Below are 23,426 nucleotides of genomic sequence, written 5' to 3'. Positions count from 1 at the left end.
GATGCGTTCGCTGGTGCTTGGCCTGCTGCTGGCAATGCCGTCGCTGTCGTTCGCAGCGGCCGAACCGAATACCCAGGTGTCAGCGGGCAGCCGGCATTACGCAGCGACGGCGGTGCCGGACCGCATCGTCGCCTCGCCCTCGGCTGATCCCAGCCACGGTTTCGCCGTGGCCTGGCGTACCGATGGCAGCGTGCAGGCGCCGCTGCTGGAGATCGCGCTGGCCGCAGATTCGCCGGCCATCGAGGGCATCCGCCAGGTGCGTGCGACGACGCGAGCACTGCAGACCGAGAACGGGCTGTCGCATCATCATCGCGCGGACATCAGCGGCCTGCAGCCGGATACCCAGTACGTCTACCGCGTGCAGGGCAACGGCAGTTGGAGCGCCTGGAACCAGTTGCGCACGCTGGCCGCGGCCGATCAGCCGCTGACCCTGCTGTACTTCGGTGATACCCAGAACAAGAACGTCAGCCATGTCAGCCGTGTAGTGCGCGCCGCGCAGAAGGCCGCACCGCAGGCACGCATGAGCCTGTTCGCCGGTGACCTGGTCAGCGGCGGCGACAACATGGATGACAGCGAATGGGGCGAGTGGTTTGCTGCCACCGGCTGGCTGGCGCAGGAAACGCTGTTGGCCCCGGCGATCGGCAACCACGAGTACTTCGAGGAATTCGAGGATACCCCGCAGGAGCGGCGCGTGCTGGGCAAGCATTGGCCGGTCACCTTCGCGCTGCCGGGCAACGGCGCCACCGCCGCGCAGCAGACCAGCTACTGGTTCGATGCGCAGGGTGTACGCGTGGCGGTGGTCGATGGCACCTCGGCACTCGACCTCGGCACCGCCAAGGCACAGGCGCAATGGCTGGACAAGGTCCTGGCCGGCAACCGGCAGCCGTGGACCATTGTGCTGCTGCACCAGCCGTTCTACTCACCCCGCGAAGGCCGCGAGAACGCTGCGCTGCGTGACGTGCTGCTGCCGGTGGTACGCCGCCACAGCGTCGATCTGGTGCTGCAGGGCCACGATCACACCTATGGTCGCCGTGGCGAAGGGCAGGCCGCCACGCCGCAGTACGTGGTGACCGTGGCCGGACCGAAGCAGTACCGCCTTTCCGACGAAGCACGCAGGACGATGGATCCGGTGGCCGAGGATACCCAGTTGTTCCAGGTGTTGAACATTGATCCGCAGCACCTGCGCTATGAAGCACGCACGGTGACCGGCCGTCTCTACGATGCCTTCGAACTGCGCCGTGATGCCAAGGGTGGCAAGCAGCGCACGGAGCTGACCGAAGGTCGCATCAGGTCACGCGACTGCCCGCGTGCACAGACCGCCAAGGGTCGTGCCGACCGCTGCTGGGAGTGAGAAGACGCATATGACCACGCTCCGACGCATCCTTCCTCTCGCTGCCATCGGCGCCGCCCTGCTGTTGCTGGCCAGTGCGGTGACGGCCGCCGATACCGTGCTGCATCCGTTCCTGGTCGCCCAGCCGAAGCAGGCCCCGCAGGAGGTGAATCTGGCGGTGGAGATTCCGGCCGGCAGCTTCACCAAGTACGAGATCAAGGAAGACGGCCTGGTCCACGTGGACCGCTTCCAGTCGATGCCGGTGGCCTATCCGGCCAACTACGGTTCGATGCCGCGCACCCTGGCCGGTGACAACGATCCGCTGGACGCGCTGGTGCTGACCCGTGAACCGCTGCATCCGGGCGTGATCGTGCGCTTCCGGCCGATCGGCTATCTGAAGATGATCGATGGCGGTGAGCACGACGAGAAGATCATCGGCGTGCCCACCGACAAGGTCGACCCGACCTACGCCAGCATCCGCGACCTGAAGGATCTGCCGGAGGTCGAGCGTCAGCGCATCGAGGCGTTCTTCCGGGTTTACAAGGACCTGCCGGCGGGACGCAACCCGGTGCAGCTCAATGGCTGGGGCAACGCCGCCGAGGCGCGGGTACTGATCAGCGAAGCGATGAAGCGCTTCGAAAAGTAGATCCACGCCATGCGTGGATTCAGTCCAGCAACGTCCCGATGAACGACTCGGCCTGCAGGCGGTCGCCCAGTACCCGGGCCACCGCCTGTACGGCTGCCTCCTGGTGTTCAGGACGGATGCCGCCATCGTCATCGTCGTTGTAGAGGTCATCGCCGGCATCGAGGTACACCGTGCCTGCAGCAGCCAGAGCCGCCATCAAGGTCGGCACATCGGCAGTGATCTCGCCGGCATCCAGCAGGCCCGCACCGTGGTGACTGAACAGCACACGGCCGTCATCCAGGTCGAGGATGAACGGATCAGCGCCGCGATCGGCAATCACCAGCCAGTTCGATGGCCAGTTGTCGATCGGATCGCCGCTGATGCCATGCCAGCGATAGCCGGCCTGGTGACTCCACACGCGTCGCAGCGGCGGTATCCAGACATCGAGGCCCGGAACGGTGATTCCGGAGTTGCCCACCTTCGCATTGATCTCATGACCCAGCGGTCCCACCTGCGCGTAGAAGCACGCCAGCACCGGTGGTAACGGGAACGGTCCCTGCCAGTCACCTTCGTGCTGGGCCCGCAGCAGCCCGAAGCGGGCGAATGAGGCGTACAGATCATCCATGGCGGGTCCAACGAGGAGCGGCCCAGCAGCCTAGCAGACGGCGTCTGCGTGCAGCGCCTTCACCGCCGCTGGCTATCATGTCCGCCTTCAACAACGAAGGCGGTGTCTGTGTCGGTAGCGTTGGTATGGTTCCGCCGTGATCTGCGGCTGCAGGAAAATCCGGCCCTGCAGGCCGCGCTGGATGCCGGTCACGACGTGGTGCCGATCTACATCCATGCGCCCCACGAAGAGGGTGAGTGGGTGCCGGGTGCCGCCTCCGATGCGTGGCGCCACCGTTCACTGGCCGCGTTGGACGCCGACCTGCGCGTGCGCGGTTCGTCGCTGGTGCTGCGCAGTGGTGACAGCCTGCCGGCCCTGCAGTTGCTGATCGAGCAGACCGGCGCCGGGGCGGTGTACTGGAACCGCAAGTACGAACCGGCCACCCAGCCACGCGACGCCACCATCAAGCGCACGTTGCGCGAGCAGGGCATCGACGCACAGAGCTGCAATGGCAGCCTGCTGTTCGAGCCGTGGGACATCGCCACCCAGCAGGGCCAGCCCTACAAGGTATTCACGCCGTACTGGCGCAATGTACTCAGTCATTGGCGCCTGCCCGCGCTGCAGGCCGCACCGGAAGCATTGGCGACGCACGCGGTCGACAGCCTGGCATTGGATGATCTCCAGTTGGCACCGACGCTGGACTGGGATACCGGCTTCTGGGAGCACTGGCAGCCGGGTGAAGCCGGTGCGCTGGAAGCGCTGTCCGTGTTCGAGGACGGTGCGCTGCGCGGCTACCGCGAGCAGCGTGACCTGCCAGATCGCGTGGGCACCTCGCGACTGTCGCCGCACCTGCATTTCGGCGAAATCGCACCCTGGCGGATTGCCCATGCGCTGGAAGGGCTGCGCAGTGCCGGCACCGACGCCGACATCGACGGCTACCTTCGCCAACTGGGCTGGCGTGACTTCGCCTACCACCTGCTGCATCACTTCCCGAAGACGCCGACCGACAACCTCAACCCGCGCTTTGACCGTTTCCCGTGGGCCACACCGAGTGCCGCGCAGCTGCACGACTGGCAGCGCGGCAACACCGGCGTGCCGATCGTCGATGCAGGCCTGCGCGAGCTGTGGCACACCGGTTACATGCACAACCGGGTGCGGATGATCGTGGCCAGCTATCTGTGCAAGCACCTGCGCGCGCACTGGCTGCATGGCGCGCGCTGGTTCTGGGACACCCTGGTCGATGCCGACCTGGCCAACAACACGATGGGCTGGCAGTGGGTGGCCGGGACCGGTGCCGATGCCGCACCTTACTTCCGCGTGTTCAACCCCGTGACCCAGGCCGAGAAGTTCGACCCCCAGGCCCGCTACATCAGCCGCTGGGTGCCCGAACTGGGGGCGCTGCCGGTGAAAGCGCGCTTCGCGCCGTGGCAGCATCCGTTGCTGCTGGCGGCACATGCCCCGGGCTATCCGCGCACGCCGCTGGTGGATCTGGCGGTTGGCCGCGATGCCGCGCTGGCTGCCTATCGGCAGTCGGGAGCGGGGTAAAGTGCGGGCCGAGCGATCCGGTCAGTTAGCTGAACGCGGCCCTGTCGATGTGCCCGATCATCATTCCGGCATCGCATCGGGCTGTTTATTCTCTTTGCGCCCGCAGGCCGCCGGCCGACCGGAAACCAAGGAGAACCTCATGATCCGCAATACCACCCGCAACGTCGCACTGGCCCTGATGAGTGCGGCCGTCCTGTCGGCCTGCGCCACCGGCGGCTCCTACGTACAGAGTGACCAGTACGGCAACCCGACCGAGCAGCAGAACCGCACCGGCCGCAACGCGCTGATCGGCACCGCCATCGGCGTAGCCGCCGGCCTGCTGACCGGTGACAGCGCCACGGAGCGTCGTCAGCATGCGCTGATCGGCGCCGGTATCGGCGCGCTCAGCGGCGCCGCGGTAGGCCAGTACCAGGATCGCCAGGAACGCGCACTGCGCGAGCGCACTGCCAACACCGGCATTGATGTGCAGCGCCAGGGCGACAACATCATGCTGAACCTGCCGGACGGCATCACCTTCGACTTCGGCAAGTCGACCCTGAAGCCGCAGTTCTACGGCTCGCTCAATGGCGTGGCAGGCACCCTGCGTGACTACAACCAGACCATGATCGAAGTGGTCGGCCATACCGACAGCATCGGCAGTGACGCGGTCAACAACCGCCTGTCGAAGGAACGTGCCGACTCGGTCGCGCAGTACCTGATCGGCCAGGGCGTGCAGAGCGTGCGCATCGAAACCCTGGGCGCCGGCAAGTCGTACCCGATTGCCGACAACAGCACCGATGCCGGCCGCGCCAAGAACCGCCGCGTCGAAATCCGCGTGATTCCCCTGAAGCAGTAACGCGTAGCGTTACGGTTCCGGCGTAGCCGGAACGAAAATGCCGCCCTTGCAGGCGGCATTTTCTGTAGGTGCCGAGCTTGCTCGGCACACCGATAGCGCTCCCGGTTGCGGTTTCTCCAAACGGCGCCGACCAAGGTCGGCATCTACCGAAAGCCACGTAGCCGGAACGAAAATGCCGCCCTTGCAGGCGGCATTTTCTGTAGGTGCCGAGCTTGCTCGGCACACTGATAGCGCCCGTAGAGTCGAGCGTGCTCGACAGAAGCGCAAGAGCAGTCGAGCAAGCTCGACTCTACGGAATGCCGGTAGATCCACGCCATGCGTGGATGCTTCCGGTCATGCGGCCGAAGCGGCCACCTTCTCCAGAATCCGCTTGCCGCTGCTTTCCAGCGCCGCGTCTTCCTTTTCCTTCTGCTGCTGCGCCAGCTTCGCGCCCGGGCACTGCGCCAGCATGTAATTGGCGTCGAAGTTGAGCTTCTCGACCAGGAAGTCGACGAATGCACGCACCTTCGGCGAGACCAGGCGGCCACCGGCGAACACGGCGTTGAAGTCCACTTCCGGGCCGGTCCAGCCAGCCAGCACGCGGCGCACCATGCCCGACTCAACGAACGGCTTGGCCATCACGTCGCCGGTCAGCAGCAGGCCTTCGCCGCACACCAATGCACCATTCAACGCAGACATGTCGTTGGCGGTCATCAGCGGGGTAACAGGGAAGTCGCGCAGCTCGCCGCCGTTCTCGCCCAGCTGCCAGGTGAAGCGCGGCGAGTTGCCGGTGTGGTACGGCTTGCGCATCGCCAGGATGCGATGGAACTGCAGCTCTTCCGGATGCAGCGGCTCACCATAGCGTTCGATGTAGGCCGGGCTGGCGAACACCTGCGTGCGCAGGCTGCCCAGCTTGCGTGCCACCAGGTTGGAATCGGGCAGGGCACCCACGCGCAGGGCCAGGTCCGCCTCACCTGCAATCAGGTCCAGCTTCTCGTTGCCCATGTGCATGTCCAAGCGGATCTCTGGATACTGCGCATGGAACTGGCCCAGCAGCGGTGCAATCCAGGTGATGCCGATCGAGTAAGGCACAGTGAAGCGCAGCCAGCCGCGCGGACCGGACTGGAGCTGGCTCACCGCGCTCTCAGCTTCTTCCAGTTCGCGCGCGATGCGCTGGCAATGTTCGTGGTAGATCGAACCCGCTTCGGTCAGGCCGAGGCGGCGGGTGGTCCGGTGCAGCAGGCGCGCACCCAGGCGCGTTTCCAGCTCCTGCACTTTGCGACTGACCGTGGTCTTGGGCAGGCCGAGCGATTTGGCAGCGGCAATGAAACTGCCTTGCTCGACCACTTTGACGAAGATCAGCGTCTCGTTGAGATCGTGGGACATGGTCTGGGATCCTGGACGTCGGGGATGGGACAATCGTGACAGAACGATTGGACCGGGAGCGGGATGATTATTCCCCTTAATCAGGACTAATCAAGTAAAGGTTTGAGGTCTATCGTGGCGCCATTCGTTATTTGGAGCCCGTCCGCCATGAGCCTGCGCAACATTCTTGCCCGTCTCCGGAACGCCGGCCAGAGCACCCTGGACCTGGCAATGACCGTTGAAGTCCGCCCGAGTTCCTTGGTACACAAGGACTTCCGTGAGTTTACCGCGCCGATGCGTCAGCAGCGTGGCGGTGCCATCCGCCTGGCCCCGCACAAGGGCGACCGGCTGCGTCGAATCGGGACTATCCCGGATTTGGGAGGAAATGTCCCGTGAATGGGATGCTGACGCCCGAAGTCCTGGTCCTCGGCGGCACCGGTGCCGTCGGCCAGGGCGTGGTTGGCGCACTGCTGGAAGCCGGCAGCCCGGTGCTGGTGGTCGGTCGCGACCCGGGCCGGCTGGCGGGGCTGCATTCGCAGTTCGCTGATGAGCCTGGCCTGGAGACGCTGCTGGGTTCGCTCAGCGATGACGGCTCGGCGAGCGCACTGGGCGAACGCATCGCGCAGCGCCCGCGTCCGCTGGCGGCAGTGATCGCCGCAATGGGCGGCCCTTACCGTCGCGGCCGGGTGACTGACCGCAACGGCGATGAACTGCTGGGCGCGATGCAGGCCGATCTGATGCCGCACGTGCACGCAGTGCGTCATCTGCTGCCGCTGCTGCAGGACAACGTGCATGCGCGTCGCTACGTGATGATCGGCAGCCCGGCCAATGCCAAGCCATGGGCGGGCTATGGCGAAACCTCGATCACCACTGCGGCGCTGCGTATGTACGCGCAGGTGGTGCACCAGGAAGCCCAGGCATTGGGCGTGCGCGCGCAGATGCTGGAAGTCTGCAGCCCGGTGTGTACGCCGGCCAACGCGGCCAATGCCTGCATCGAGTGGCCCAGCTCACTGCTGGTCGGCCGTCGCGTGGTCTCCCTGCTCGACGGCTGCCGCGACAACCGCGCCATCGTCCGCTGCGACAGCAGTGATGCCGAACTGCCGCGCGGCCTGCTGCACCTGGACGTTCCTCCCCTGTGGCGCGATACCGCAGGCGTCGCTTGACCTCGACCATGGTTGAGGTCGCAGGATACGCCGCCTGTTTTTGCAACACGTTCTCATCTAGCTGTACCACCCCTCCGTACGGATGCATGCCATGACTTCCCCCAATTCCACCCCACATCGTTTCGGCCATCGCATCGCGATGGTCGGCGTGTCGATCCTCGCCGCAGCCGTGCTGGCGGCCTGCAGCGGCGGCCACGCCGAAGAAGCCGGTGCACCGCCGCCGCCGCAGGTCAGTGCTGCACCGGTGCTGGTCAAGCAGGTCAGCCAGTGGGACGAGTTCAGCGGCCGCGTCGAAGCGGTACAGAGCGTTGAACTGCGCCCGCGCGTGTCCGGCTACATCGACAAAGTCAACTATGTCGAAGGCCAGGAAGTGAAGAAGGGCGAAGTGCTCTTCACCATCGACGCGCGCAGCTACCAGGCCGAGTACGATCGCGCCGCTGCCGAACTGGCCCGCGCCCGCACCCAGGCCACGCTGGCCCGCAGTGAATCCGAGCGTGCCAAGCGCTTGTCCGAGCAGCAGGCCATTTCCACCGAGACGGCCGAGCAGCGTCGCGCTGCGGCTGACCAGTCCGGTGCCGCCGTACAGGCGGCCCAGGCTGCGCTGGATGCGGCCCGCCTCAACCTGGAGTTCACCAAGGTGCGTGCGCCGATCGACGGCCGCGCCGGCCGCGCGATGGTCACCGCCGGCAACCTGGTCACCGCCGGCGACAGCGCCAGCGTGCTGACCACGCTGGTCTCGCTGGACACCGTGTTCGTCTACTTCGATGCCGATGAAAGCACTTTCCTTCGCTATGCACAGATGGCACGCAAGGGTGAACGCCCGAGCGAGCGTGACAGCGATCTGCCGGTGAAGGTCGGCCTGTCCGGCGAAGAGGGTTACCCGCATTCGGGCAAGGTCGACTTCCTCGACAACCAGGTGGCACGCAGCACCGGCACCATCCGCGTCCGAGCGCTGCTGGACAACGCCGATCGCCAGTTCACGCCGGGCCTGTTCGCCCGCGTGCAGTTGCTCGGCAGCGGCCAGTTCCAGGCCCTGCTGATCGACGAGAAGGCTGTTCTGACCGACCAGGATCGCAAGTACGTGTACGTGGTCGACAAGGATGGCAAGGCCCAGCGCCGTGACATCCAGCTTGGGCGCACCGCCGACGGCCTGCGTATTGTCGAGCACGGCCTGGCCGCCGGCGACAAGGTGATCATCGACGGCGTGCAGAAGGTCTTCATGCCGGGCATGCCGGTGCAGGCCAAGGCCGTGGCGATGCAGCCGCAGGCTGCGCCGCCGGCACCGGGCCGCGATGCCACCGCCGCGCTGAACCACTGATCCGCCGTCTCCTGATCCGCGTCCCCGCTTAGCTGCCGGCGCCAGCAGCAGCCTTCCCTGCCTTCGTCATCTCGGCGAGGGGCGGGGAGGCTGTTGCCCGCCGAACGCCTTTCCCAGGAATTCCTCCATGGACTTTTCCCGTTTCTTCATCGACAGGCCGATCTTCGCGGCGGTGCTGTCGATCGTGATCTTCGCCGCAGGCCTGATCACGATTCCAATCCTGCCGATCAGCGAGTACCCGGAAGTGGTGCCGCCGTCGGTGGTCGTGCGCACGGTGTATCCGGGCGCCAACCCCAAGGTCATTGCCGAGACCGTCGCCACCCCGCTTGAAGAGGCCATCAACGGCGTCGAAGGCATGATGTACCTGAAGTCGGTCGCCGGCTCGGACGGTGTGCTGCAGATGACCGTCACCTTCCGCCCGGGCACCGACCCGGACGCGGCGGCGGTGAAGGTGCAGAACCGCGTGGCGCAGGCGCAGGCGCGCCTGCCCGAGGACGTGCGCCGGCAGGGCGTGACCACGCAGAAGCAGTCACCGACCTTCCTGATGGTGGTGCACCTGACCTCGCCGAACGGCAAGTACGACACCCTGTACCTGCGCAACTACGCCCGTCTGCACGTCAAGGATGCGCTGGCGCGTATTCCGGGCGTGGGTGACGCGCAGATCTTCGGTGGTGGTGACTACGCCATGCGCGCCTGGCTGGACCCGGACAAGGTCGCCTCGCGCGGCCTGACCGCCAGTGACGTAGTGCGCGCCATGCGTGAGCAGAACGTGCAGGTCTCGGCCGGCCAGCTCGGCGCCGAACCGCTGCCGAACAGCCAGTTCCTGACCCTGATCAATGCCCAGGGCCGCTTGAAGACTGAAAAGGAATTCGGCGACATCGTGCTCAAGAGCGGTGTTGATGGCGAGATCGTGCGCCTGGCCGATGTGGCCCGCCTGGAACTGGGTGCCGGTGACTACACCCTGCGTTCGCAGCTGGACGGCAAGAACGCGGTGGGTATCGGTATCTTCCAGTCGCCGGGTGCCAATGCACTGGAGATCCGCGACCAGGTCATCTCGACGATGGACGAGATGCAGAAGACCATGCCGGCCGACGTGAAGTACGAAGCCGTGTATGACACCACCATCTTCGTGCGCGACTCGATCAAGGCCGTGGTCTCCACGCTGCTGGAAGCGATCGCGCTGGTGGTGCTGGTGGTGATCCTGTTCCTGCAGACCTGGCGTGCGTCGATCATTCCGCTGATCGCGGTGCCGGTGTCGGTGGTCGGTACTTTCGCCGCGCTGTACCTGCTGGGCTTCTCGATCAACACGCTGAGCCTGTTCGGCCTGGTGTTGGCGATCGGCATCGTGGTGGATGACGCGATCGTGGTGGTGGAGAACGTCGAGCGCAACATCGAGGAAGGCCTGTCGCCCACCGCCGCGGCCCACCAGGCCATGCGTGAGGTATCCGGCCCGATCATCGCGATCGCGCTGGTGCTGTGTGCCGTGTTCGTGCCGATGGCCTTCCTGTCGGGTGTCACTGGCCAGTTCTACAAGCAGTTCGCGGTCACCATCGCCATCTCCACGGTGATCTCGGCAATCAACTCGCTGACCCTGTCGCCGGCCCTGGCTGCGCGCCTGCTGAAGGCCCATGGTGCGCCGAAGGACGGGCCGAGCCGCTTGATCGACCGCCTGTTCGGCTGGGTGTTCCGTCCGTTCAACCGCTTCTTCAAGTCCAGTTCGGAGAAATACGAGCGTGGCGTGGCCCGCATCCTCGGCCGTCGTGGTGCGGTGTTCGTGGTCTACGCGATCCTGCTGGTCGGTACCGGTGTGATCTTCAAGCTGGTGCCGCCGGGCTTCATCCCGACCCAGGACAAGCTGTACCTGATTGCCGGTGTGAAGCTGCCGGAAGGTTCGTCGATCGCGCGTACCGATGAAATGCTGCGCAAGGTCGCCAAGATCGCTCAGGAAACCGATGGCGTGGCCCACACCATCTCGTTTCCGGGTTTGAACGCGCTGCAGTTCACCAACACGCCGAACACCGGTGTAGCGTTCATTCCGCTCAAGCCGTTCGCCGAGCGCCATGGCCGTACCGCCGCGCAGATCAACGCCGAGATCAACCAGAAGATCGCCGGCCTGCAGGAAGGCTTCGCCTTCTCGATGATGCCGCCGCCGATCCTCGGCCTGGGCAACGGCAACGGCTACCAGATGTTCATCGAGGACCGTGGCAACCTGGGTTACGGCGCGCTGCAGAATGCTGTACAGGCAATGCAGGGCACCGTTGCGCAGACGCCGGGCATGGCCTTCCCGATTTCCAGCTACCAGGCCAATGTGCCGCAGCTGGATGCCGAGGTCGACCGCGTCAAGGCCAAGGCACAGGGCGTGCAGCTCACCGAACTGTTCGACACGCTGCAGACCTACCTCGGCTCGGCCTACGTCAACGACTTCAACCAGTTCGGCCGTACCTGGCAGGTCATCGCGCAGGCGGACGGTCCGTACCGCGAAACGGTCGAGGACATCGGCAAGCTGCGTACCCGCAATGACCGCGGCGAGATGGTGCCGATCGGTTCGATGGTCACCATCAAGCAGACCTTCGGCCCGGACCCGGTGCTGCGCTTCAATGGCTATCCGGCGGCGGATCTGGCCGGTGAAGCCGACCCGCGCCTGCTGTCTTCGGCCGAGGCGATGAACAAGCTGACCGAGATCGCCGGCAAGGTGCTGCCGGTGGGCATGACCACCGAATGGACCGACCTGAGCTACCAGCAGGCAACCCAGGGCAAGGCCGCCTTCATCGTGTTCCCGGTGGCGATCATGCTGGCCTTCCTGGTGCTGGCCGCGCTGTACGAGAGCTGGTCGCTGCCGCTGGCGGTGATCCTGATCGTGCCGATGACCCTGCTGTCCGCGCTGTTCGGCGTGTGGCTGACCGGTGGTGACAACAACGTGTTCGTGCAGGTCGGCCTGGTGGTGCTGATGGGCCTGGCGTGCAAGAACGCGATCCTGATCGTCGAATTTGCCAGAGAGCTGGAGATGGGCGGCAAGGGTATCGTTGAAGCTGCGCTGGAAGCCTGCCGCCTGCGCCTGCGCCCGATCGTGATGACCTCCATCGCGTTCATCGCCGGCACCGTACCGCTGGTGCTGTCGCACGGTGCAGGTGCCGAGGTGCGCTCGGTGACCGGTATCACCGTGTTCGCCGGCATGCTGGGCGTGACCCTGTTCGGCCTGTTCCTCACCCCGGTGTTCTACGTGGCCCTGCGCAAGTTCGTCACCCGCAACGGTGGTGGCCAGCTGGTGCAGCACGGCGAGCCGACCATCCACCACTGACATGGAACCCCGTCGCCGCCGGTCGCTGGCCGGCGGCGGCTTCCCCCTCACGAGGCAAGAATCCATGAACTCTCATCAGAACAAGATCGCGCTGGTCACCGGCGCCACCCGCGGCATCGGCGCCGAGACCGTGCGCCAGCTGGCCCAGGCCGGCGTGCATACGCTGCTGGCCGGCCGCAAGCGCGAGACCGCCGTAGAGCAGGCGCTGAAGCTGCAGGCCGAGGGCCTGCCGGTGGAAGCCATCCAGCTGGACGTGACCGATGCCGCCAGCATCGCCGAAGCGGTCGAGCAGGTACGCCAGCGCCATGGGCGCCTGGACATCTTGGTCAACAACGCCGGCATCATGATCGAGAACCCGGCGCAGGCGCCGTCCGAACAGTCGCTGGATACCTGGAAGCGCACCTTCGACACCAACGTGTACGCGCTGGTCGCGGTGACCCAGGCCTTCCTGCCACTGGTCAGGCAGGCCAAGTCCGGGCGGATCGTCAACGTTTCGAGCATGCTCGGCTCGCAGACCCTGCACGCTGATCCGACCTCGGGCATCTACGATTTCAAGATCCCCGCGTACAACGCGTCCAAGGCGGCGGTGAACAGCTGGACGCTGGCGCTGGCGCATGAACTGCGCAGCACCCAGATCAAGGTCAACACCGTGCATCCGGGTTACGTGAAAACCGATATGAACGGCGGCCACGGCGAGATCGAGATCAGCGAAGGCGCGCGCTCCAGCGTGCAGATGGCACTGATCGGCCATGAAGGCCCGAACGGCAGCTTCACCTACCTGGGTGAGGTGCTGCCATGGTGATCCGCACGTTGGCGATGGCTGTCTCCAGCCTGGTGCTGGCAGGCTGTGTCAGCGTCGGCCCGAACTACAAGGCCCCGGTGCAGGAACCGGTGGTGCTGCAGGGGGCGCAGCAGCCGGTGTTCAGCACCACCTCGCCGGTGGCGAGCTGGTGGGCGCAGTTCGATGATCCGGTGCTGGAAGAACTGGTTCACGGCGCACTTTCGGACAACCTGGACCTGCGCGTGGCCGTGGCCCGCGTCAGCCAGGCCCGCGCGGTGTTCGTCGAAAGCCGCTTCGACCAGGCGCCGCATGTCACCGCAGGCGGCAGTTACGATCGCCGCAAGCAACCCGATCCGCAGCTGGGTGGGCAGCGGGTGTTCAGTGAAAGCTACCAGCTCGGCTTCGATGCGGGCTGGGAGCTGGATCTGTTCGGCCGCAAGCGCCGTGCTGCAGAAGCCGCCCGTGCCGACCTCGATGCCGAGCAGGCCAACCTGGCCGACGCACAGGTACTGATCGCCGCCGAAGTGGCACGCAACTACTTCGAGCTGCGCGGCACACAGAAGCGCATCGCCGTGGCCCAGCACACCCTGGTCAATCTGCGCGAGACGCAGAAGCTGACCGAGGCACGCTGGGAGCTGGGCGCCGGCAGCGAGCTGGACGTGCAGAGCAGTCGTGCCCGGCTGAAGGCGATCGAGGCCGACATTCCGCTGCTGGAAGTGGCCGAAACGCAGTCGCGCAACCGCCTGGCGGTTCTGCTGGGCCAGCGTCCGGAAACGCTGACCGCCATGCTTGCGCCGCACGAAGTGCCGGCATTCGCCAAGGCGCTGCCGCTGGGCGATACCCGCGAGCTGCTGCGCCAACGCGCCGACGTGCGCGTGGCCGAGCGTCGTCTTGCTGCCGCTACCGCGCGGGTGGGCGTGGCCACGGCGGATCTGTTCCCGCGGCTGTCGCTGTCCGGTTTCGTCGGCTTCCTCGGTGGCGATGCCAGTGGCCTGGTCAATGGCAACAACAAGGCCTGGTCGCTGACGCCGTCGCTGAGCTGGGCGGCCTTCGATTTTGGCACCGTGCGTGCACGCCTGCGTGCCAGCAAGGCCGAGGCCGAAGGCGTGGCAGCACAGTATGAGCAGACGGTGCTGCTGGCACTGGAAGACACCGAGAACGCGCTGACCCGCTATTCCAAGCAGCAGGCGCGGCTGGCGATCGTGGTCGAGCAGGCGCAGGCGGCACGCCGTGCCGAGTCGCTGGCGCAGATCCGCTATCGCGAGGGCTCGGAGGACTTCCTGACCCTGCTGGATGCGCAGCGTACGCAGCTGGCAGCCGATGATGCGTTGGCCGCGGCCGAGTCCGAGGTCAACGTCAGCGTGGTGGGGGTGTACAAGGCGCTGGGTGGTTGGGGTCAATCACCGCAGCCGGCGAGTGTGGCGCAGGTGCAGTAACCGCAGGGGACGGAAGCAGTGGCTTCCGTCCCTTTCTTCTTTCAGGGCCAGCGATTGGCCGGTACCTCGCGCTCGCGCATGCGCACGATGCAGAAGCGATGGCCGGTCGGTGCTTCCATCACCCACCAGCGTTTGACGAAGCCTATCCGCCGCGCGCCGAGCTTCTCCAGGCGGTCGGCCTCGGCGTCGATGTCGTCACTCTCGATGTCCAGGTGCACCCGTGAAGGGTGATTGACGCGTTGCACCTCCACGTTCAGGCCTGCGGGCGCGCCCTGCAGGTCGGCGTACTCGGCGCCGTCTTCGGCATAGGCGGGCTGCGCCTGCAGGCCGAGCGCGGCGGACCAGAAGCGGGCACCTTCGTCGGCGGGAATGCCCTCGCAATCGATGATGAAACCGGCCAGGCGGCTCTGGTGTGCCATGCCTTTCTCCACAGTTCGGGAACGGGGGCAGGGTAGCGCGGTGTGTGCTGTGGACGTTGTCACAGTCGTGACGTTTCTGACTCTGCCGGAAGCCGTGTCCGCCGTGTAACTAGTGGGGCAGATTCCAGGGAGTAAAGACGATGAGTGATGACAGGCGGGATACCCAGCGCATGCTGTTTGGCGACCCGGGGCCACCCGGCGCGGGCCTTTCGGTGGCGGTCGTTGTGCTGCTGGTGCTGGCGACGATGGCCGCTGCGATCGGTTTCCTGCGACTGCCTGATCCGATGCTGGGGCTGGGCCTGATCGGCGTTGCCGTGTTCCTTGCTGTCGGCGCCCGCATCTGCCAGGCGCGCAACCAGCACCTGGCATTGTACCGGCTGTTGTCGCGGCAGCCGCCGCGGTAGCCACGGCTGCCGCAGAGATTCAGTGCGTCGGCCAGTCCAGCTCGACCACCAGCGGGAAGTGATCCGACGGCAGCACGCCGTCGATGCGGCGGTCATCGGTGAGGAAACTGCGGGCATGGAAGCCGCGCACCAGCACCCAGTCCAGCTGCACGGTGGCCTTGCCGGTGAAGTCGTGGAAGGTCAGGCGTGGTCCCTGCGGTGCCTTCACCTGCGTGCGTGTGTCCTGCAGCAGGCGGGTGAACGCCTTGTAGGTGTCACCGCCGGGCTCGCTGTTGAAGTCACCGGTCAGGACCACCGGCAGGTCGGCAGGCAGGGCTTGCAGGCGCTTGCCGATCAGCTCGGCACCCTTCACCCTGCGCGGTTCGTCCTCGTCGCGGTAGGGCAGGTGGGTATTCATGAAGTAGAAACGGCGGCCATCGTCCAGGCGCCGGAACAGGGCCCAGGTGACCATGCGCGGGTACAGGTTGCCCCAGCTGATGCTGCCGGGTACTTCGGGCGTATCGGATAACCAGAAGTTGCCGGATTCCTCGATGGCCAACACCTTGCTGTCGTAGAACACGCCCATGTGTTCATCGCCGCTGCCACCGCGGCGGCCTTCACCGAACCAGCGGTAGCCGGGCAGATGCCCGGACAGGAAGTCGGCCTGTTCCTTCACCAGCTCCTGCGTGCCGATCACGGCCGGGTGTGCATCGAGGATGACCTTGACCATGGCATCGCGACGGTCCGGCCAGCGCTTGCCCGGTTCGGTATCGGCCGGGGTACGGACATTGAACGACATCACTTTCAGTGGCGCCGGCGCAGCAGCCCAGGCGACGGCAGGCAGAGCAAGCGCCAGCAGCGCATACAGCGCAGGGCGACGGAAACGCGACAACATAGTGGAATCCCTCCATTCCATGAAAACGGTTTCATGAAGCATGCCATGGACGGTGGGGTCGGCGATATGCCGGGATGGGCGGATGGAAGATGCCGGGCGGGCGGTGAAGGTCCCGCCCGGCGGATAGCGCGGGCGCGATCAGGAGGTCATGGGTGCTCAGTCGGCGGGCAGGTACCACTGGCCATTCTGGTCAATCCAGTACACCTGGATGTAGGGAGTGCCGTCCTCGTCGAAGTACGTCACTTCGCAACGTTGATGGTAATAGGGCCCCATCTTGACCCGGACGCAGTTCGTGTTCTCCGGACCACCGCCACCACCGCCGGCGGTGGCCTGGGACGGCGTGGAGAGAGCTCCCACGGCAAACATCAGTGCGGCCATCGAGGCCAGGTGCAGTTTCATGGGCATCATCCTTGTGTCTGCAATCGCGCATCTGCGCGGTGTCGTGCAACTACCCCCGGGTAGAGCATGCACCCGAGCGGCAGCTGCTGCATGCGCGCCGGCCCGGCGGGCGGCCCGGCGCAGTCCCCTGCCGGCTCAGTCGCGCAGGTAAGGGTTGCCGTACTCGTCGATCCAGTACTCGGCTTCGTACACGTTGCCGAACTCATCGGTGTAGGTTTCCGTGCAGTGCTGGTGGACCCGGTTGTGGTCCACTTTCACCGGCACGCACGACACATTTTCTTTCGGTCCCCCGGCATTGGCGTCCGCCACCGGAGCCAGGGTTGCCGTTGCCATCACCAACGCGGCCATCGCGGCCAGTTGCAGTTTCATAAGCATCGTCCTTGCTTTCTGCAATCGCGCACATGCGCATGGCGTGTGTAACACGCGAACCAGAGCGCCGGAAGTGTCTTGCCCGGATCAGTCCTCGATCTCGCCGCGCCGACTGGCAGCACGCACCGCCTGCGCGGTGGTTGCCACGCCCAGGCGCTGGCGCGCGCGTCGCAGATGATTCTCCACCGTACGGGCGGAAAGCCCCAGCGTGGCCGCGATTTCCGCCTGGCGACGGCCGGCGGCGACCCAGCGCAGCACCTCGCGTTCGCGCGTGCTCAACGCTATTCCGGAAAGCTCGGTGGGCGTCTCGGAAAGCCGGCGTGCGGCACGGAATGCTGCAGCTGCAGCAGCATCCAGCAGCAGTCGCGCGCTGGCCGATGCATCGATCGCTGTCCCGGCAAAACTGATCGCGCCTTCCAGCCCTGTGGTGCCGAACACCGGCACCTGCAGACCGTGCAGGCCTTCACCACGTGGCTGCTTTACCACCTGATAGCGTTCGCCGCGAACGCCCTGGCGCTTGCTCCAGAAGAACGGCGCGTCACTGTCCAGAACGTGGCGATTGACCGGACAGGCGTGCAGGTAGCGCGCGAGGTCGGTAGTGCTGCCGTCGCCGAACCAGTCGCCCTCGATCCAGTACACGCGCTGGGTACCGCGTTCCAACCCCGTGCCGGTGGCGAACACCAGCACGCGGTCGTAGCCCAGCGGTGCACAGATGCCGCGCAGTACCGCGCCCACCGTACTCAGTGAGCGGGCGCGTTCCAGTTCCAGCAACGCCTGCACCAGATCGCTCACGCCAGTCAGCGCCCGGCCAATGCGTCGAGCAGCGTGCGCGCGGCCAGCTTGCCCAGCGCATTGCCGGCCAGCGGGCTGTCGCCGGTCAGCAGCAGGCGGTCCTGCAGCACGCTGCCATCGATGCCGTCGTTGACGATCTGCACGCCCTGCTGCGCCAGGCGCTCACCGAAGAACCACGGCAGCTGCCCGGGCATGTAGCCGATCTCTGGCGTCTGCCGGTCCATCGCATCGGGGAAGGCACAGATGCGGTAGCCGCGGAACAGCGAGCCACCCTCGGCCTCGTCAACGCCTGCGGCCAGCAATGCGGCCGGGCCGTGGCAGAGGGTGATGATGTGACGTTGCTCGGCCATCGCCCAGTGCAGGGCCGCCTTTACCGCGCGACTCTGCGGCAGCCCGATGAGGGCGCCGTGGCCACCGGGAATGAACACGGCTGCATAGTCCGACGCGGCATCGAGGCCTGCCACCACTTCTTCCAACGGCAGTGGCTGGCGGAAGCGGGCTTCGTAGCGGTCGTACAGTCCGCCGATCTCCTTGTCCTCATGCGGGAACGCCCACCACTCGAACTTGGCGGCGTTGCCGGACAGCGTCGCCACATCGATGTCGAAGCCAGCCTTGTCCAGGTGGTACATCGGCAGCAGGGTTTCCACCGGATGGTTGCCGGTGGAGAACAAGTGGCCGTTGGCGGTGGGCAGATAGCGTTCGTCCGCAGCGATCATCAGCACCTTCCAGCGGCCATCGCGGCGCGCGTCGGGATAGTCGGCGCCGGACAGGTCGCTCTTCGCCGATGTGAACTGTGACAGCGAGTACGGCGACGGGAAGAAGGCGTCGCGCTCGGCCGGATCGGGGCTGGGGTGGCGGCTGGGCTCTTGCGTGTTCATGCGGACCTCCAGTGGGGTAGTGGAGCCAGCATAGAAGGGCGGATGCGTACAGGCGATGAGGGTTTTCCCCTCATTCGCGCGACGTTGCCACCTGTTGGCGCCAGGCATTCGGGCTCATACCGAAGGCGCGGCGGAAAGCACGACTGAATGCCGGTTCGGAGAGATACCCGACGTCTCCGGCGATCTGAGAAACCCGCCGGTTTCCGCTGCGCAGCAGCTCTGCGGCCAGTTGCAGCCGCGATCCAGCGAGATAGCGCATGGGTGACATGCCAGTGGCCAGGCTGAACCGCTGCGCGAAATTCGAGCGCGATTGATTCAGGCTTGCCGCCAGAGACTCGACCGTCCATGCCTGTGCGGGGTGTGCCTGCATCAACGCCAGTGCCCGCCCGATCAATGGGTCGGCCAGCGCATGCAGACGCTGGCAGTTGTGTGGACTGGAGGTTCCCAGCCAGTAGCGCAGCGTCCAGACAAACAACAGGTCGAGCAGGCGTGACAGCATAAGCCCACTGCCCAGGGTGGGCCGGGCCGCTTCAACCTGGATCGCGCCCAGGGTAACCGCCACCCAATCGGCCGAGCTGGCGGGAAATCCGTTTGGCATCCGGTCCACCCCGGGGACATGCAGCCAGCCGGGCAGGGCATCAAGCAGCAACTGGCTGCCTGGGCCGTCAAATCCAAAGGATGCCGTGGTCAGATGGACGGGCCGCAGAGCTTCGCCGGCACAGTCGATGCGATGTGTCCGGCCATGCGGCATCAACAGCAGCTCGCCGGCCTGCAGTGGCACGACCGCTGCATCCGCATGCAGACGTGCCGTGCCCTGTTCGATGAAATGGAAGCAGCCGCGCCCCTCGGCAATGATGCGGGTTCCATCGGGCTGCACGACGTGGCGGGTGATGTCGCCGCCGTGCATGCGCGAGGACTGGAAGATCGCAAACAAGGCATCGGATCCGGCCTGGAGCGATTCGGTGGTGTGGAGCCTTGGCATGGTTTTCAGGAGTCCGTGCATCGCCGCTGGCAGTGGCGATCCGTAGTCTGGTCGGGTGGCTTCAGGCAGCGCTGGTGGCTGTCGGGCAACGATCCCATCCAAGTGAGGAGTTCTGCAAGATGAGCAAGCCAAGCATCGTTCTGGTTCATGGTTTCTGGGGTGGCGCCGCGCATTGGTCCAAGGTGATCCTGGAGCTCGATCGCCGGGGTTTCCACGACCTGCATGCCGTGGAACTGCCATTGACGTCGCTGGCCGACGACGCAGAGCGAACCCGGCGCATGATCCGCCAGATCCCGGGGCCGGTGCTGCTGGTCGGTCATTCCTATGGTGGCGCGGTGATCTCCGAAGCCGGAAACGAACCCAACGTGACCGGCCTGGTGTTCATCGCCGCGTTCGCGCCGGATGCGGGTGAGAGTCCCGGTGGCATTACCGAGCAACAGCTGCCGCAGGCGGCGGCCAATCTGGCGCCGGACAGCGACGGCTATCTGTGGCTGCAGCCCGGAAAATTTCACGAGAGTTTCTGCCAGGACCTGCAGGCCGACGAGGCGCGGGTGATGGCGGTCACGCAGAAGGCGCCGATGGCGAGCACGTTCGGTGATGCCGTCAGTGACCCGGCGTGGCGACACAAGCCGAGCTGGTACCAGGTCTCCAGCGCTGACCACATGATCCACCCTGACAACCAGCGGCGCATGGCGGCCCGCATGCAGCCACGTGCCAGCATTACGCTGGACGCCAGTCATGCTTCGTTGGCATCGCAGCCGGTAGCGGTGGCCGAACTGATCACCGACGCTGCGGCCCACGGACAAGGCTGAGTACGCCGGTCATGCCTCAGTGGCGGTGTCCCGGCCCGCCAGAGCACTGCTGCCGTGATGCCGCCACGCTTGCGTTACTTGTTCTGCCGGTCGTGCTCCTGCATGTCTTCATGCAGGATCCGCCGCAGTTCGACGATGGCTGGCGTGGCTTCCTGCACGCTGTGCCCGGACACGATCACCTTCTCCGAATCCGCGTGCGGAAGGTGCGAGCTCCAGTAGGGCACCAGCCCGTCGTCGGTCTTTTCCAGCGGACCATCTGCCTTGGCGCGCGCGATGATCGAGTGGTAACGCACCTTCGGTGCCATCGGCAGGTCGGCCACGGCGCGCACGAAGGGATCGTCCTTGTCCAGGTTCTGGATGCTGTTCATCTGGTAGCCGTGCTTGCCGTCGTTGCGATCGATCTTGCCGTCGTTGGCGATGGTGGCCACGTCCTCCAGGACGGTCAGTGGCAGCCGTACCAGGCGGCCGATCCAGCGGCCGAGGCGGGTGCTCGCCACATCGGTACCGCGGTGCGGTGTGGCAATGAATACCACGCGAGATACTTCCGGTTCCGGCAGGAAGGTCAGCACCGGCGCGCCCTTGGTGCGCAGCAGCTCCTGCTGCGCAGGCGTCATCTGTGCGGTCGCCAGCAGGGTCTCTACCAGGTGGTCGCCGGAAGAAGACACCATCAGCCGTGAGATCACCCCACCCATGCTGTGCCCGACCAGCACCATGTCATGAGAGGCCTGCGCCTTGCCGCTGGGGTCGAAGTGCTTGAACACCTCATCCAGCGTGTGGCGCATCGCATCGTGGCTCATCGCGATGGGCATGTTGGTCGGGTAGTAGAACTGCCAGACCTGGAAGTCCTGGCGGATCTCGTCGTCGCGCATCAGCTCGTTGGCGACGTTGACCCAGGCTTCCGGGCTGCTGGCCAGGCCATGGATCATCAGCAGCACGCGGCGGTTCGGGTCGTAGGGCTGCATCATGTACAGATGCGGCGTGTCGATGCCGCCCTTGCCACCGAACAGCGAACGCAGCGATTGGTGGCTGAAATTGGAGCGCGCCAGCCACAGTGCGTAGCCTGCGGTGAAGTTCGCGGCCAATGGCACCTGCTGCCCATGCAGGGTGACTTCCGTGACCTGGTAGGGATCGTGGATCTCCAGTTCCGGCTCGTCGTCGTGCAGTACTTCCCACAGGTTCTTTCCGGAGAAGCGCAGCAGCACCGTCATCGATGGCGACGGCATCTCGCTCCAGCTCTGCGTGACGGGCGTGGTGGCCTGCGCGGCGGCTGTGGTGGCCGGCGGCGTGGTGGCCGTAGTGGCGGCGGGATCATCCATCACGGCCACCAGTTCGGCACCGAAGCCATCGCGGCGATGCACGCTGCGCAGCGTGCCGGTGAACGACAGCGAGGCTGCCGGTACCAGTTCGGTGGGCGTACGCGTATCCAGCGGTGATGCTTGGCCCGACGGCGCCAGCACGAACGTCCAGCGGCCCAGCTGGAAGTGGCTGGCTTCACCATGCACGCGCCCGGTGGCATAGGCGTTGTACAACTGTACCGAGGCTTCCTGCACGGCCAGGTTGTAGTAGTCGCGCACCTGGGTCTGGCGGTCTTCGAAACCGCGCTGGTTGGCCGTGCGCTCGGTGAAGAACAGGTAGGCGTAGGCCTGCCGCGCGACCTGCATCCACGCGTCCAGGCGCGGCTGGAAGTCCGCATCCAGTTCGGTGATCGCGCTCTTGGCGCGGCCTGACGTGGAGTACTCGCGCTTGGGCGCGGGCAAGGTCATCGCATACTGCAGCCACAGCTCGGCCAGGCTGGAGCGCTTGTCCTCCTCGCGCACCACGATGCTGCCTTCCATGGCCTCGATGCAGGGCAGGCCTGGCTTGGCGCAGACGCCTTCGTCGAGGCCGGCGACGCGCAGGGTTTCCATGGTGGCCGAACTGAGCTTGCCGGTGGTCAGGATGTCGCCGCGTTTCAGGGCGATGTACTGGCCGGGGGTGACCGAGGCCACCTGCACCGACGGCCCGAACTGGCGCAACGTCGCGCAGCCGCCCAGGGTGAGCAGCACGGTGATGATGAGGGTCGTGCGGCCGATGAAGCCCAAGCCCGTGGTTGCCATACGATCCTCCTGCGCGGTGGCGCCACTCTAGCGGTCGGCATGTCAAAGCGGAAGATACCGGGCGGTCGGTTTGGAACGCGGAAATGCCGCCAACCGGGCGATTCAGGCATTCCCGTGTGACACTGGGGTGAACAGGATGAATGCGGGGCTGCGATGCGATGGCTTGAGACCCGTGTTCCTCCGCCTCTTGTGATGCTGTTGTGCGCCGCCATCGGCTACATGGGCAGCCGATGGCTGCCGGGCGCGGCGCTGCAGCTACCCGTGCCGGAGTTGCTTGCGGGTCTGGTGATGGCCTTCGGCGTGGTATTGAACCTGCTGCCGAAGCTGGCCTTCCGGCGCGTGGGCACCACGGTCAACCCCCTGCGGCCAGCGACGTCGAGCGTGCTGGTCACGCACGGCGTGTACCGCTACACGCGCAACCCGACGTACCTGGGCCAGGCCACTGTCCTGGCAGGTGCCATGCTGTACCTGCAGAATCTGACCGCACTGCTGGCCGTGCCACTGTTCGTGCTGTACATCAACCGATGGCAGATCATGCCGGAAGAGCGGGCACTGTCGGCCCGCTTTCCGGAGGCATACGCAGCCTTCCGCCAGCGCGTATGGCGCTGGCTCTAGCGCGGGTCAGGCAGTCACGGTGTGATCTGGCATTTCACGGCAGCGGAATAACCTTCGTAATCGTCACCGGCAATCACGTGCAGGGTGTGGCGCTTGTCGATGCGCTTCACGTAGGACGGTGCTTCGGTGTTGGCGTATTCGTTGACCGTGGTCACCGACCAGGTCTTGGCCAGGCGCTTCGGGTCGACACCGTTCAAGTAGACGAAGATGCTCTTCTCGCCCTCGGCGACATTCACGTCGGCATGGGTGACGGTACCGCCGAACAGGGCGACCGGCGTGGTTTCCGGCTCGAACGTGCCGCCAGGCTTTCTGGCCAGGCCGGCTGCCTGCAGGGCATCGATGGCCTCGGCTTCGCTGAAGGTCGAGCCTGCCTTGCAGGCCAGCAGGGCTTCGAGTGTTGCGGTGCCGGGCGGCGCGATGGCGGGTGCAGCCGCGTGCGCAGCCGGGGTCGCGGCACAAGCAGCCAGGAGCAGGGCAGAGGTGATGATCACGGTTCTCATCGCAGGT

General features: G+C 65.9%; 24 protein-coding genes. 13 read left to right on the top strand and 11 right to left on the bottom strand.

Translation table 11 applies throughout. The features are described 5' to 3' along the window. Position 1 precedes the first annotated feature (1 nt). On the top strand, positions 2–1,351 hold the full coding sequence (locus ABE423_RS08845) for a metallophosphoesterase family protein (protein WP_258015709.1): 1,350 nt from the start codon (positions 2–4) through the stop codon (positions 1,349–1,351). A gap of 10 nt (positions 1,352–1,361) precedes the next feature. Next, the gene (locus tag ABE423_RS08840) at positions 1,362–1,976 is read left to right on the top strand and encodes an inorganic diphosphatase (RefSeq protein ID WP_107432879.1); all 615 of its coding nucleotides are present in this window, start codon (positions 1,362–1,364) and stop codon (positions 1,974–1,976) included. 19 nt (positions 1,977–1,995) lie between these two features. Here the strand turns inward: ABE423_RS08840 and ABE423_RS08835 are convergent, their stop codons facing one another. Beyond that, entirely contained in the window at positions 1,996–2,580 is a 585-nt protein-coding gene (locus ABE423_RS08835; protein WP_346485767.1) for a hypothetical protein, read from the bottom strand. A 108-nt stretch (positions 2,581–2,688) separates the two neighbouring features. Between ABE423_RS08835 and ABE423_RS08830 the strand changes: the two genes are divergently transcribed. Then, complete coding sequence (locus tag ABE423_RS08830) at positions 2,689–4,104, top strand: deoxyribodipyrimidine photo-lyase (RefSeq protein WP_346485777.1); 1,416 nt, start codon at positions 2,689–2,691, stop codon at positions 4,102–4,104. A gap of 139 nt (positions 4,105–4,243) precedes the next feature. Beyond that, a complete protein-coding gene (locus ABE423_RS08825; protein ID WP_010484399.1) occupies positions 4,244–4,939 on the top strand; it encodes an OmpA family lipoprotein in 696 nt (231 codons plus the stop codon). Positions 4,940–5,272: 333 nt separating this feature from the next. Here ABE423_RS08825 and ABE423_RS08820 read toward each other — a convergent pair whose 3' ends face one another. After that, positions 5,273–6,304 (bottom strand): LysR family transcriptional regulator, encoded by a 1,032-nt coding sequence (locus tag ABE423_RS08820; protein ID WP_005409107.1) that lies wholly within the window; start codon positions 6,302–6,304, stop codon positions 5,273–5,275. Positions 6,305–6,451: 147 nt separating this feature from the next. Between ABE423_RS08820 and ABE423_RS08815 the strand changes: the two genes are divergently transcribed. The 6 genes from ABE423_RS08815 (at position 6,452) to ABE423_RS08790 (ending at position 14,279) form a co-directional block, all read left to right on the top strand. Continuing rightward, positions 6,452–6,679, top strand: a complete 228-nt coding sequence (locus ABE423_RS08815; protein ID WP_032128321.1) for a hypothetical protein — start codon at positions 6,452–6,454, stop codon at positions 6,677–6,679. Beyond that, the gene (locus ABE423_RS08810) at positions 6,676–7,446 is read left to right on the top strand and encodes an SDR family NAD(P)-dependent oxidoreductase (protein WP_346485764.1); all 771 of its coding nucleotides are present in this window, start codon (positions 6,676–6,678) and stop codon (positions 7,444–7,446) included. Before ABE423_RS08815 ends, ABE423_RS08810 begins: the two co-directional genes overlap by 4 nt. Before the next feature lie 91 nt (positions 7,447–7,537). Continuing rightward, the gene (locus ABE423_RS08805) at positions 7,538–8,764 is read left to right on the top strand and encodes an efflux RND transporter periplasmic adaptor subunit (RefSeq protein ID WP_032128263.1); all 1,227 of its coding nucleotides are present in this window, start codon (positions 7,538–7,540) and stop codon (positions 8,762–8,764) included. Positions 8,765–8,891: 127 nt separating this feature from the next. Further along, entirely contained in the window at positions 8,892–12,062 is a 3,171-nt protein-coding gene (locus ABE423_RS08800) for a multidrug efflux RND transporter permease subunit (protein ID WP_032128264.1), read from the top strand. Positions 12,063–12,126: 64 nt separating this feature from the next. Beyond that, positions 12,127–12,864: an SDR family oxidoreductase gene (locus tag ABE423_RS08795; RefSeq protein ID WP_012510730.1), complete on the top strand. Its 738-nt coding sequence runs from the start codon at positions 12,127–12,129 to the stop codon at positions 12,862–12,864. Then, positions 12,858–14,279: an efflux transporter outer membrane subunit gene (locus tag ABE423_RS08790; RefSeq protein ID WP_032128266.1), complete on the top strand. Its 1,422-nt coding sequence runs from the start codon at positions 12,858–12,860 to the stop codon at positions 14,277–14,279. Before ABE423_RS08795 ends, ABE423_RS08790 begins: the two co-directional genes overlap by 7 nt. Before the next feature lie 41 nt (positions 14,280–14,320). On the opposite strand, the gene ABE423_RS08785 is transcribed toward ABE423_RS08790, so the two are convergent. Further along, positions 14,321–14,698 (bottom strand): VOC family protein, encoded by a 378-nt coding sequence (locus ABE423_RS08785; RefSeq protein ID WP_154263208.1) that lies wholly within the window; start codon positions 14,696–14,698, stop codon positions 14,321–14,323. 140 nt (positions 14,699–14,838) lie between these two features. On the opposite strand from ABE423_RS08785, the gene ABE423_RS08780 reads away from it, so the two are divergent. Further along, positions 14,839–15,102 (top strand): hypothetical protein, encoded by a 264-nt coding sequence (locus ABE423_RS08780; RefSeq protein ID WP_049423576.1) that lies wholly within the window; start codon positions 14,839–14,841, stop codon positions 15,100–15,102. A gap of 19 nt (positions 15,103–15,121) precedes the next feature. Here the strand turns inward: ABE423_RS08780 and ABE423_RS08775 are convergent, their stop codons facing one another. From ABE423_RS08775 to ABE423_RS08750, 6 genes are all read right to left on the bottom strand, one after another. Next, positions 15,122–15,976 (bottom strand): endonuclease/exonuclease/phosphatase family protein, encoded by an 855-nt coding sequence (locus ABE423_RS08775; protein WP_346485760.1) that lies wholly within the window; start codon positions 15,974–15,976, stop codon positions 15,122–15,124. 156 nt (positions 15,977–16,132) lie between these two features. Then, complete coding sequence (locus ABE423_RS08770; RefSeq protein WP_049462602.1) at positions 16,133–16,375, bottom strand: hypothetical protein; 243 nt, start codon at positions 16,373–16,375, stop codon at positions 16,133–16,135. A gap of 135 nt (positions 16,376–16,510) precedes the next feature. Continuing rightward, entirely contained in the window at positions 16,511–16,744 is a 234-nt protein-coding gene (locus ABE423_RS08765) for a hypothetical protein (protein ID WP_032128272.1), read from the bottom strand. A gap of 87 nt (positions 16,745–16,831) precedes the next feature. Continuing rightward, positions 16,832–17,536 carry a PA1136 family autoinducer-binding transcriptional regulator gene (locus ABE423_RS08760; RefSeq protein ID WP_346485758.1) on the bottom strand — a complete coding sequence of 235 codons (705 nt, stop codon included), beginning with the start codon at positions 17,534–17,536 and terminating at the stop codon, positions 16,832–16,834. Positions 17,537–17,541: 5 nt separating this feature from the next. Further along, complete coding sequence (hchA, locus tag ABE423_RS08755) at positions 17,542–18,414, bottom strand: glyoxalase III HchA (protein WP_032128274.1); 873 nt, start codon at positions 18,412–18,414, stop codon at positions 17,542–17,544. Positions 18,415–18,484: 70 nt separating this feature from the next. Next, entirely contained in the window at positions 18,485–19,417 is a 933-nt protein-coding gene (locus ABE423_RS08750) for an AraC family transcriptional regulator (RefSeq protein WP_346485755.1), read from the bottom strand. A gap of 98 nt (positions 19,418–19,515) precedes the next feature. Here ABE423_RS08750 and ABE423_RS08745 point away from each other — a divergent pair, with 98 nt between their 5' ends. Further along, positions 19,516–20,208 (top strand): alpha/beta hydrolase, encoded by a 693-nt coding sequence (locus tag ABE423_RS08745; protein WP_125895148.1) that lies wholly within the window; start codon positions 19,516–19,518, stop codon positions 20,206–20,208. Positions 20,209–20,282: 74 nt separating this feature from the next. Here ABE423_RS08745 and ABE423_RS08740 read toward each other — a convergent pair whose 3' ends face one another. Then, positions 20,283–22,304 (bottom strand): alpha/beta fold hydrolase, encoded by a 2,022-nt coding sequence (locus tag ABE423_RS08740; protein ID WP_032128277.1) that lies wholly within the window; start codon positions 22,302–22,304, stop codon positions 20,283–20,285. A 153-nt stretch (positions 22,305–22,457) separates the two neighbouring features. Here ABE423_RS08740 and ABE423_RS08735 point away from each other — a divergent pair, with 153 nt between their 5' ends. Continuing rightward, on the top strand, positions 22,458–22,919 hold the full coding sequence (locus ABE423_RS08735; RefSeq protein WP_346485753.1) for an isoprenylcysteine carboxylmethyltransferase family protein: 462 nt from the start codon (positions 22,458–22,460) through the stop codon (positions 22,917–22,919). A 14-nt stretch (positions 22,920–22,933) separates the two neighbouring features. Here the strand turns inward: ABE423_RS08735 and ABE423_RS08730 are convergent, their stop codons facing one another. Next, positions 22,934–23,419 (bottom strand): hypothetical protein, encoded by a 486-nt coding sequence (locus ABE423_RS08730; RefSeq protein WP_346485751.1) that lies wholly within the window; start codon positions 23,417–23,419, stop codon positions 22,934–22,936. Positions 23,420–23,426: the final 7 nt, after the last annotated feature.

Origin of the sequence: Stenotrophomonas sp. TWI1409 (assembly GCF_039673015.1) — a bacterium.
GTDB lineage: Bacteria > Pseudomonadota > Gammaproteobacteria > Xanthomonadales > Xanthomonadaceae > Stenotrophomonas > Stenotrophomonas maltophilia_A.
Note: the sequence above shows the minus strand (reverse complement) of the source record. Positions and strands in the feature narration are given on the sequence as shown.